Origin of the sequence: Synechococcus sp. H55.2 (genome assembly GCF_047462495.1) — a bacterium.
Classification (GTDB): domain Bacteria; phylum Cyanobacteriota; class Cyanobacteriia; order Thermostichales; family Thermostichaceae; genus Thermostichus.
In genome coordinates, this window is the sequence record NZ_JANSJH010000076.1 from 3,210 (window position 1) to 14,277 (window position 11,068).

Annotated in this window: 7 protein-coding genes and 1 tRNA gene; 2 read left to right on the forward strand and 6 right to left on the reverse strand. The window is 62.7% G+C overall.

Annotated features, from left to right (window positions below):
• The 3 genes from NW844_RS09500 to NW844_RS09510 form a co-directional block, all read right to left on the reverse strand.
• Nucleotides 1-1,388, reverse strand: a 1,388-nt coding sequence (locus NW844_RS09500; protein ID WP_414335147.1) for an iron uptake porin, incomplete at its 3' end; no start/stop codon positions are given.
• A 286-nt stretch (nt 1,389-1,674) separates the two neighbouring features.
• A tRNA-Val gene (locus NW844_RS09505) sits at nt 1,675-1,746 on the reverse strand.
• A 34-nt stretch (nt 1,747-1,780) separates the two neighbouring features.
• Nucleotides 1,781-2,944 (reverse strand): GuaB3 family IMP dehydrogenase-related protein, encoded by a 1,164-nt coding sequence (locus tag NW844_RS09510; RefSeq protein WP_414335148.1) that lies wholly within the window; start codon nt 2,942-2,944, stop codon nt 1,781-1,783.
• 156 nt (nt 2,945-3,100) lie between these two features.
• Between NW844_RS09510 and NW844_RS09515 the strand changes: the two genes are divergently transcribed.
• Nucleotides 3,101-4,072 (forward strand): energy-coupling factor transporter transmembrane component T family protein, encoded by a 972-nt coding sequence (locus NW844_RS09515; protein ID WP_414335149.1) that lies wholly within the window; start codon nt 3,101-3,103, stop codon nt 4,070-4,072.
• A 10-nt stretch (nt 4,073-4,082) separates the two neighbouring features.
• Here NW844_RS09515 and NW844_RS09520 read toward each other — a convergent pair whose 3' ends face one another.
• The 3 genes from NW844_RS09520 to NW844_RS09530 all read right to left on the reverse strand — a co-directional run bounded on the left by NW844_RS09520 (nt 4,083) and on the right by NW844_RS09530 (nt 10,073).
• Nucleotides 4,083-6,962, reverse strand: coding sequence for a GAF domain-containing protein (locus NW844_RS09520; protein WP_414335150.1), 2,880 nt, complete (start codon nt 6,960-6,962; stop codon nt 4,083-4,085).
• A 179-nt stretch (nt 6,963-7,141) separates the two neighbouring features.
• On the reverse strand, nt 7,142-7,765 hold the full coding sequence (locus NW844_RS09525) for an NADPH-dependent FMN reductase (RefSeq protein WP_414335151.1): 624 nt from the start codon (nt 7,763-7,765) through the stop codon (nt 7,142-7,144).
• A gap of 145 nt (nt 7,766-7,910) precedes the next feature.
• Nucleotides 7,911-10,073 carry a spermidine synthase gene (locus NW844_RS09530; RefSeq protein ID WP_414335152.1) on the reverse strand — a complete coding sequence of 721 codons (2,163 nt, stop codon included), beginning with the start codon at nt 10,071-10,073 and terminating at the stop codon, nt 7,911-7,913.
• Between the two features lie 106 nt (nt 10,074-10,179).
• Between NW844_RS09530 and NW844_RS09535 the strand changes: the two genes are divergently transcribed.
• Nucleotides 10,180-11,068: alpha/beta fold hydrolase (locus tag NW844_RS09535; RefSeq protein WP_414335153.1), on the forward strand; the 889-nt coding region annotated here is incomplete at its 3' end.

An 11,068-nucleotide genomic window follows, 5' to 3' on the forward strand; every position in this document is an offset into this window, starting at 1 on the left:
ATCGGCTGACCGAAGACTACACCACCCTTGGCACCCTCAATGAAGAGATCCGGGAAGGCAAAACCAAGCAAGAACCCGTTGAAGTCTTCATCGCCCGGATCGATGGTGCCAGCCGGCACCACATTGGGCAGGTTATAGTCAACGTTGCCCGCCGTAAACCAGCCGGACAGGATAATGCGGGGGCTCAGCTCCCAGTTGGCAGCCACTGTAAAGGCATTGACCCGAGCCGAGGGGGTGACGTCATTCCGGCGCAGCGGACCGCGGAAAAGGCTGCTGCCGGTAGCCAGGAAACCGGGGCCGCGGCTAGCGTCCTGCAGATAGGTGGAAGCAAATTGCAAATACAGCTCCAGATTTTCCGTCGGCAGAAAGCCCAGCTCCACCGTGTGAGCGCTGTCGTTACCGGTCAAACCGCTGTCACCGAAACCTCTGCCCAAGGTCTGGCCGCCGCGGGTGCTGTAGGCGTAGGCCAGACGAAACTGGTCGCCGAGGCGATAGCGGAAGCCAAACAGCGTGCCACTGGGCACATCTCCCGTGGAGTTGGGGAGGTCGGCAAAGTCGGAGAGGGCATCGAAGGGGACGCTGTATTGCAGGACACTGGACACCCCCGTGCCCGTGATGCCGGCGTAGATGGTGGCAGCGCGGTTAAAGGCAGGGAACTGATAGACCAACTGGGCCAGCGTGAAGGTGCCACCACCACCCCCTTGGAAGCCAACGCCCGGATCCCCTGCGAAGAAGGTGGTTACCGCATCGCGAGCCTGCAGACGAATGCGCAGACGGTCACGCCCAGCAAAGGAAGCGTCGAAGTTCAAGCGCACCCGGTAGGGCAGGGTCATGTTCGCCTGATTCTGCTCGGCCACCACCCTGTTGTTGACCACCCGGTCGTCGGTGAGAGCGCTGCCCAGGACAGCGGTGATCACTTGGGCATTCAGCTTGGTGACCGGGTTGAAGACCTTGCCCTTCAGGTCATTTACGTCGGCTTCCAGCGCGTCTACCCGTCCCCGCAGGGCTGCCAGCTCGGCGGCAAACTCCTCCTGCAGCCGCTGCAGTGTAGCCAAGTCCTCCTTAGAAACCTTGTCGGCCAGGCCGGCGGCGATCAGCTCGTTGATGCGATCCAAGCAGGCATTCATCCCGGCGGCAAACTCAAAACGGGTCATGGCCCGGTTGCCGCGGAAGGTGCGGTCAGGGTAGCCGGCAATACAGCCGTAGCGCTCGACCAGCGATTGCAGCGCCTGGAATGCCCAGTCGGTGGGCTGCACATCGGAAAGCTCAGAGATGGAGGTGACAGGCCCTGTAGCTTGGGCATAGGCCACTCCAGGGGTTAAGACTGCCGCTGCACCCAGGGTGCCAGCCAGCAGCGTTTTCCAGTAGTTCGTGTGTTTCGCGGGCATGTTTCTCTCCTTGTTTTTTGTCCTCACACCTGTTTAGCTGTGGCAACGTCTCCTAGCGATGCCCAACTGCCCAACTCTAGAGCGAGCCTGACAGTTGCGAATTCTAGAAGAACATAGTACAGCCCTGTCTTACATCGTCTACCACTTTACACACTTTTTGAGCGAGACTCAATGCGAGGCTCAAGGGCGGCAGACGCTCCAGGCCCTATACCCATTACTTTACCTCAGGGATCCGGCCCTGGCTAGCGGGTGTATCCTGAAGCTGAGCCACGGGCTAAGGCGGGGATGGGCGGTACCGGACTCGAACCAGTGACATCCTGCTTGTAAGGCAGGCGCTCTACCGCTGAGCTAACCGCCCCCTCGGCTCCCTGAGTCTAGCATTTCCTGAGGGGCTATTTCCCCATGCCCAGGCTCTGCGCCTTCTGGTACACCTTGCCCTCGGTCAAAAGGGAAGGGGCAATGCAGATCGCCACCTGGTGCATTTCCTTGAGGTTGGCGGCGCCCAGGGTGGCCATGCTGGTGCGCAGGGCACCCCAGAGGTTGTGGGTGCCGTCATCCAGGCGGGCGGGGCCGCGCAAGATCTCTTCCAGGGTGCCGGTGGATCCCACGCGAATGCGGGTGCCGCGGGGCAAAACGGGGCTGGGGGTGGCCATGCCCCAGTGAAAGCCGCGACCGGGCGCCTCCTGAGCGCGAGCCAAGGGGGATCCGATCATCACGGCATCGGCCCCACAGGCGATGGCCTTGCAGATATCCCCGCCGGTCACCAGGCCGCCGTCGGCGATGATGGGAACGTAGGTGCTGGTTTCGGCCAAGAACTGGTCGCGGGCGGCAGCGCAGTCGGCAATGGCGGTGGCCTGAGGTACTCCCACCCCCAGCACGCCGCGGGAGGTGCAGGCAGCGCCGGGGCCGATGCCCACCAAGACGCCGGCAGCTCCCGCTTGCATTAGCTCCAGGGCGACATCGTAGGTGACGCAGTTGCCCAGCACCACGGGAATGGGCATGGAGCGGCAGAACGCGGCCAGATCCAGCTTTTGCATGCCCTCTGGCACCTTGTGATGGACGGAAACCACGGTGGCCTGGACGAAGAAGAGATCTCCGCCTGCTTCCGCCACTAGGGGCCCATATTCAGCCGCATGGGCGGGCACGCAGCTAGCGGCGGCAATGGCGCCGGCGGCTTTGATCTGGCGGATGCGCTCTTGGATCAGCTCCGGCTTGACGGGCTCGCTGTAGAGGCGCTGCATCAGGGGAACAAACTCGTCTTTGCCGACCGCAGCAATCTGATCCAGCACCTCGTCGGGATCCGCGTAGCGGGTTTGGATCCCGTCCAGGTTCAGCACGCCCATCGCCCCCAGCTTGGAGAGCAAAATCGCCATCTTGACATCCACCACGCCGTCCATGGCGCTGGCGATGATGGGGATGGGCCGTTGGATCCCTCCCAGAGTGAAGTGGGTGTCTACCAGGCTGGGATCCAGAGTTCGCCTGCCTGGTGCCAGCGCGATCTCATCCAGCCCATAAGCGCGTCTTGCCTGCCGATTGCGGCCCAGTTGCACGTCCATTTTTGCCTTGTTCTGCGGATCCCTCGTTCTTATCATGCCGCCAAGGGGGGATCCAAGGCTAGTGAGGGTTGTGTTCTCTTGGCCGTGATTTGAATACCGCCCAGCGGTCGGAGTCGGGTAGCTTACATAGATAGGCTGTTTCCCGCTTGCCCGATCGTGGATATCCTGCGCAATGCCCCGCTGGGGATTTATCTGGAAGAGCCTCGCACCTGGCTACATTGCCTGGATCCGCGCGTGAAGCTGGCCTGGCTGCTCAGCTTCCTGCTCAGTCCCATTTTGGCCGGCAATGGCTGGCGCCTGGCGGTGGTGGCACTTCTCTTGCTCTTGACGGTGGCAGCCCGTCTGCCGCGCCGGGTTTGGTCAGGCCAACTCGCTCTGGTGTTGGCTCTCAGCCTGCTCACCTTTGGGATCACCAGCTTGGCCCCAGATGGGTTGGGGGTCTTTCCGCAGCCGCAGCGGCAGGATGTGCAGGTGGTGGGCTATGGGCTGACCGGGATCCCCGGCGTTCGCGATAGCCTTCACCTGGCTGCAGAACAGGGATCCCCAGACCGCGCCTGGCGCGAGCAAACCCGTGCCTGGCCAACGCCCTATCGCTACCGCTTGGTTCAATTGTCCCTGTTGGGGCGAACCTTTCAGGTGTCGCGCCGTTCTCTGTCGGTGGCCTTGCGGCTGGGCACCCTCATCTTTACGCTGCTCTATGCCACCAACTTGTTTTTGCTGACCACCGCCCCAGAGGAGATCACCGCTGGGATCGGCCAACTGTTGCAACCTTGCCAGCGCTGGGGATGGCCGGTTGCGGAGGTGATCCTCACCCTCACCTTGGCGCTGCGCTTTCTGCCGCTGGTGATGGAGGAGGTGCAAAACCTGGTGCGGGCGGTGCGAACTCGGGATGTGCGCTGGGGATCCCTCAGTTTTCGGGGCGGGATGCAAACCCTGCTGGCCCTGGTGGAGCGCTTTTTTGAAAACTTGCTCCTGCGGGCCGAACAGATGGCCATGGCCATGCAAGCCCGTGGGCTGACCGGCCCCGACCATCCCCTGCGCTGGCACCGCCTACAACTGCGGCGGCTGGATCGAGGGGTGCTGGCCTTCTTGCCCCTGTTTTGGCTGCTGAGGATCTTGTCTTCCTGAGGGCTGTGCTCTACGCTGGGCTCAGCGGCAGGAGCAGTCGGGAAACGGAGCGCCCATCCCCAGACAGATAGAAGGAGAGCTGACCTCCCATCCGCTGCACCACCCGTTGGCATAAGCTGAGTTCCAGGCCGGGGCTGGCCGCCAAAGGCGACTTGAGCAAAGGATCCGCGTAGATCACCCGCTCCGGCTCCAACTGAAGTGCCGCTGCCAGGTGAGGGTCAAAGCTGCCCTGATCCACCACCAGCAGCTCTGCATAGCCCTCGCCAGCCTGGCTCCACAGATCCAGCCGCCCCCCTTCCGGGCTGCGCAAAGCGGCGGCCACCAGCAGCTCCCAGAGCACCATCTCCAGGCGTCCGGGATCCCCCTGGATGGCCAGACTCATGTCCCCATGGGCCCGCGGCCACAGCTTGCGTCTTTGGGTCAGGCCCTCCACCCGGCGCAGGCTTTTGCGCACCAAAGTAGCCAAAGATACCGACTGCAACTGTGGCTGGATCTGCCAGGTTTCCGCCTGCAACAACGGCTCTGTGGAGACCGTCAGCTCTCGCAGCCCCTTGCCGATCTCCACCACTTTTTGCCAGCGGGTGGCTTCGTCGCCGGGGATCTCCGGCACCTGACCCAAGCGGCGCAGGCCGTCCAGGAGGGCATTCTGTAGGTCTAGCAGGCGGCGGTGTTTGTACCAGTTCAACTCCCTGAGCACCTCCTGCTGCTCTTGCAAAGTTTGCATCCAAAGCAAGCGCCGCAGCGTCCAAGCGCAGGTCTGGGCGATCAACATCACAGCCGCCCGCTCGTCGGGATCCCAAACCTTACCTGCCTCTGCCCCCAGGATCAAAACCCCCAGAGGCTCCGGCAGAGAGGGATCTGTCTCGCCCAAGGGCACCAGCAGCCAGGATCCCAGGCCGGCAGAATTGAGCCAGGTGCGGCTGGCAGCCGGGATCTCTTCTTGGGCAAGCTGAAGGGGCTCCCCCGCCTGCAGCACATAAGCCAGCAGCGGATCCTGGCGGTCGATCTCGGTGGCTCCGCTGGGGCAGAACTCAGGGGCAGCAGCAAAGGGCGGCTGTAACTGGGCCCGGCTCTCCCCCGGCTGCCAACTGACTACGAGAGCCAACGGGATCCCCAGCAATTGGGCCGTCTGTTGAGCGGTGGTGGTGTAGAGAAAGGACTCTATACTGCTGTCGCCAACGGGCGAGGTGTTCAGGTTTTGCAGGGCCAGACAGGTGGCGATCAGGCCCCTGAGCAGTTGTTCTTGCCGTTGTCGCTGTTGTTCCGATTGGAGGTGCCGCAGGAGCAACCCCACTTGTTGGGCGATCCCGCGCAGCAGTTGCCGTTCTTCCCGGCTCCAGGCCCGTAGCTGGGGGTGTAATACCAGGAGCAGCCCTTCCGGAAAGACAGCGTTGCTGACGGCGCCGCCGACCCGAGTATGGGTGAGCATGAGGGAGCGCACCCCCAGAGGGGCCAGTTCTTGCCGCCAAGAGAGCAGGCGCAGATCTTGGTCGTAGTTTTCTGCCACCACCACCTCGCTGCGCAGCAGATCCTGCCAGTCTTGCTCGCTCAAGGGGCTAAACTGCGGCGGCAAAGCCTGCTTGCCTTCGCTGCGGTGCTCGTAGAAGAGGCGGGGGATGGGCCTGTCGGGATCCACCGTCAACACGGCCACCACAGCGGCCTTCAGGCGCTGCCCCAGGCCAACCACCGCTTGCTGGAGAGCCTGTTGCAGCTCTGCTGGGTTGTAAAGCGAACGGCCCACCTGGTGGACAAACTCTTGGTCGTCGGCCAACTGGCGAATGCGGCGATCCAGATTTTCCAGGGGGGCGGCCAAGGCCAGCCCATTGGCGGCAGCGGCCACCAACTGTCGCTCCACCGCTTGCCAGGTGCGGGGCAGCTCCGATTGCACCCAGATAAACCCCAGCAGATCCCTCTCCAGCAAAATCGGGGCCGCCAAAACCGCCTGAGCCCGCAACTGCTGCATCAGCTTGGGGGGAACCTCAGAGCGGGTCGTCCCCGTGCCGCCCACCACCACCTGGCCATCGGTGAGGGTGTAGTACATGTCCCCCAATTCCCGCAGCGAAAGGCCGCCATCTTTTGGCGACGCTGCTCCCGCTTTGGCCTCTCTGGACATGGGGGCAGGAGTGGGTGGCTGGCTGGGCCTAGCGGCGCTTCCATGGGGAACAAACCGCCCCTGGCTGCGCTCGTGCCAGTACACCTGAATATGGACGGCGCCCAGGAACGTCTGCAGCTCCTGCCTCACCAGGCTGACCCGTTCCTGCAGGGATCCCGCCTGGCGCATCGCCGTTCCCAACCTCAGAAGTAGATCCTCAAGGCGCTTTTCGGTCTGCTGTTGCCAAGCGTTTTCTAGCTCTTGCAGCGAGGCCGCCAACTGCCCCAGCAAAATCCCCAGCAGGGCCTTTTCGTCCTCGCGGGTGGTAACTCCCCACATCTGGGATCCCAGCATCAGGATCCCCAGGCAGCGCCGCCGCCCCACCGCCGAGAAGGGATAGATGAAGCAGCCCTGGATCCCGCCCAGGCGCCTGGCCTCCCGCTGCCAAAGGCCCATGCGCGGCTCCTGGGAAAGATCGGGCACGCTGATGGGCCGCTGTTCGATCACCACCTGCTCCAGGATCTCCCCCGGCTGCAGGGGATACAGAGCTCGCAAGAGCGCTTGATCGTCTTCCCGCAGGGTCACCCCCCCTTGGCCCACCAACTGGTGATTGGCATAGTCGTAAAGAGCAAGCCAGATCAGCGGCGCCCCAAACACCGCCCTGACATACTCCAGCGTGAGCTGAATGAGGGCGTTGGCATCGCTCTGCTCCCGCATCTGTTGCAAGGTTACTTGCAGAGCTACCCAGGGAGACAGGGATCCAGCTCTATCGGAATAAGGGGGAACAGACTGAACCATACCCGTGTGGATTGATTCTGCAGGTTAGCCAATGCCCTATAAAACCTTCTCAACTCCTCCTCTTCTTTGCCAAAAAGTTGGCCAAAGAGCCATGCAAAGGACTTGCACTGGCTGGGAATAACTATAACCCCCCGCTGAGGGGCTGGGTAGCAACAGGGGCAGCCAGGGCCTGCAGGTATTCAGGAAGGCCTTACTACTGGGATCCCCCGCAACTTGTGGGTGTGGGTCACCAAGCTGTGGACAAAGTGTTGAAAGCGCTGTTGTAGCTTCTCGTCTTTGAGATTGCCCTGCTCGTCAAAAGCGCTCCAAGCCCGACCAATGGCGATTTGCTCCGGGATCGCCCAGCCATGCACCCAACGCACAATTAAGCGCATCTGGTTGAGGGTGTTGCTGTTGCTCTCACCGCCCAAAACGCTGATCAACCCGAAGACCTTGCCCTCCAGGTGCTCAAAACGCAACAGATCCAGGGCATTTTTCAGGCTGCCGCTGATGCCGCCGTGGTACTCCGGGCTGGCCAAGAGGATCCCATCCGCCTGCTTCATGGTCGCCTGCAAGAGCGCCACATCAGGATAGTCCGCGTAGGATTCCGAGCCATCCGCAAAGGGCAGCTTCATCTGCCGCAGATCGAGAATGTGCAAGGGGATCCCCAGCTTCTCAAACTCGCGCCGCGCCACCTCCAGCGCTTGATAAGTCAAGGAATTGGGCCGCAAGCTGCCGCCGATGGCCACGAAACGAGCCCCAGAGGCTTCAGCCATGACGGCTTGCGAATTGACAGTAAGGGCTTGCAAAGTTGAAGGAGACATGAGCTGAGCTCCTGAGCAGGCATTAGTTACGTTTCAAACAATCATAACTCATACCAACTCTGCGTTGTAAAGATTGTTTGAGCTGCGGGGCTGCCTAAGGCTGGTGCATTCGCCCAAGGGTCGCGTGGCGAGAACAGTCCGATTCCTACTCGGAACTGGGGATCTGGGGCCAACGGATCACCTGCAGCAGGTTGGAAAAATCATCCCTCCAGACCGGATCTCCGGCTTGGGGCAGAAGGGGCTGCCAGCCCTGCAGAGCTCCAGGGTTGTTGGCCATCAGCACCCAGTGGGAGGGGGCCAGCCCTGCTTGTTGCTGGTCAGAGGACAGATCCCGGTGGGCCTGCTGCCAAGCCTGGAGCTGCAGGGATCCGGCCAGGCCGGCCAACACGGGGGCCAAGTTGAGGTGACGGTTGGTGATGTTGAAGAGCAGCCAACCCTGGGGCTTGAGCTTGCTTAGGTAGAGGGTCAGGGCCTCTAGGGTCAGCAAATGCACCGGCACGGCGTCGGAGCTGAAGGCATCCATCACCATCAAGTCATAGCTGCCCGCTGGGATCCTCTGGAGGCTGAGGCGGGCATCGCCGAGGATGACCTGCACCTGCGCCTGCTGGCTGGCCCAATCGAGATAGGAGAAGTAGCGGCCCGCCCAGTCGGCCACGGTGGGATCCAACTCGAAAAACGTCCACTCATCCCCCGGCTGGGCGTAGGCGGCCAACGTGCCGATCCCCAGCCCCAACACCGCAATGGCGGGCCGGAGAGCCGCAGCCTGAGCTCTAAACGCCGCAAACACCTGCCCAACCGGCCCAGACCGGGCGAAATAGGTCAGCGGCTGCAGGGCCTTTTGGGGATCCAGGTTTTGGCTGCCGTGTAGGGTGGTGCCGTGCAGAAGGCTGCGGAAGGATCCCTGCTCGGTCTGGTATTCCACGATTCGGTTGAGGCCAAAGGCGCTGCGCTGGCTGGCCACCACCTGCAGTCCCGGCATCAGCCAGGGTTGCCCCAGCAGCACAACCAACCCCGCCATCGTCCCCAGCCGCCGCAGCCATCCCCTCTTGCCCTCTCCTGTGAACACCAGCACCGCCCACCCCAAGGCTAAGCCCACGGCGGAGCCGCGGTGAAGCAGCGCCGGCAGGCGAAAGCGCAACAGCAGCAAGGGCAAGAGCAACCCCAGCCCCAGCCACAGGCCCACCCGCCCCCCCAGCACGGCCAGCGACACCCCCAAGAGCAGAGGATATTCCAGCACCGTCTCAAACACCTGCGGGGCCAAGAGGGCAGAGAACATCCCCCCCAAGCTCCCCCCCAAAGCCAACCACAGGTAAAACTGCGTCAACTGCTCCACCGGCGGGCGCCGGCAGGCCAACTGGCTGTGGCAGCCCCAGCTTACCAGCCCAAAGGTGACCAGATGCAGCAGCAGCAAAAAACCGGGCCTCACCCAGCCCAAGACCTGGGCCCCCACTGCCCCGCAGGCCAGAAGAGCCGTTGTTCCCAACATCCACTTCCTGGGGTGGATACCCCCAAAAGCCAGCATGAATGTCAGCAGATAAATCCCCAGGGGGATGGCCCACAACAGGGGCACCGCCGCCACGTCGGTGGTCAGCAAAGTGGTGACCGCCACCAACAGGCCTGCCGGCAAAAAAGCCAGCCCCGCCCAGCGCCAGCGCTCTCCCCAGGAGACTGCCAAGGATCCTGGGTCGGGATCCCCCACAGTGCTCTGGGCCGCTGACGCCAACAGCCCCACCCCGCTCAGCAGCACCAGGGCTGCCACCAGCGCGTAGGATCCCGTCCACAGGTGAGTTTGCCCAGCCAAAGACAGCCGGGGCTCCAGCAGCAGCGGGTAACCCAGCAGCCCGGCCAAACTGCCGGCATTGCTGGCCACATAGAGAAAATAGGGATCCCGCAGCCCCTGTTGCTCCGCGACCTTTCTTGCCGCCAACCCCCGTTGCAGCAATGGCGCCGTCGCCGACAGGAGAAACAGCGGCACCCCAGCTCCCAAAGCCAGGTCTGCCAAGAGGGCGAGAGGGGGCCACGCTCCTTCCGGCTGCAGGCAGAGCCCAAATTGAAAGGGTAAAAGCCTCAGCCCCATCAGCAGCAAGATCCCCTGGATCAGCACGCCCATCCTGGGATGCAACCCACGCCCCAGCCGGTCTGCCCACAGGTAGCCCAACAGCAGGGTGACCTGGAAAAAAGCCAGGCAGGTGTTCCACACCAGGGGGGATCCTCCCCACAGCGGCAGCAGCAACTTGCCCACCAACAACTGTCCCCAAAAGAGGCAAAAAGCGCTGCCGAACAAGCCGAGGCCAACCAGCCAAATCAAAGCCGACCCACCGCAAAACCCTCAACTGCCAGTATTGCCCAGCCTCCCCCGGAAACTTACAAAGAGATTTAAGATCGCAACGTTGACGCGAAGCCAGAGGCTCCCCATGCTTCCTTTGCCCACCGCACCCCCCATTGCAGAGCACCGCTGGCTCTGGCGTGACCAGTCCATTCGCTATCAGCAGTCGGGATCTGCCGGCCCGGCGGTGTTGCTGATCCATGGCTTTGGGGCCAGCAGCGACCATTGGCGGAAAAATTTGCCGGAGCTGGGGCAGCACTGTCGGGTGTACGCGGTCGATCTGTTGGGCTTTGGGGGATCCGCCAAGCCTCTGCCCGGCTCGCCTCTGCCCTACACCTTCGAGACCTGGGGATCCCTGGTGGCAGATTTTGTGCGCGAGGTGATGGGCCAGCCGGCCTATCTGGTGGGCAACTCGATTGGCTGCATTGTGGCTTTGCAGGCGGCGGTTCTGGATCCGGGGCAGGTTTTGGGAGTGGCGATGTTGGATCCCTCGCTGCGGCTGCTGCACGAGCGGAAACGAGCGCAAATCTCCTGGCTGCGCCGCTGGACCACTCCTCTGCTCCAATCCCTGCTGGGGTGGCCCCCCTTTGGTCGTTTTTTCTTCGCCCAGATAGCTCAACCCAAGGCCATTCGCAACATCCTCCTCCAGGCCTACGGACGCAAAGAAGCCGTTACCGAGGAACTGATCCAGCTTTTGCTCAAGCCGGCTTTGGAGCCAGGAGCGGCAGAGGTCTTTTTGGCTTTTGTGCGCTATTCTCAAGGGCCTTTGGCAGAAGATCTCTTGCCTCAGCTCGCCTGCCCCGTCTTGATCCTGTGGGGGGAAGCGGATCCCTGGGAACCCATTGCCCTGGGGCGGGCCCTGGCGGGGTTCCCTTGCGTGGTGGGGTTCATCCCCTTGCCAGGAGTTGGCCATTGCCCCCAAGACGAAGCCCCCGAGCTGGTCAACCCGCTGCTTTTGGACTGGATCCGGGATCCCA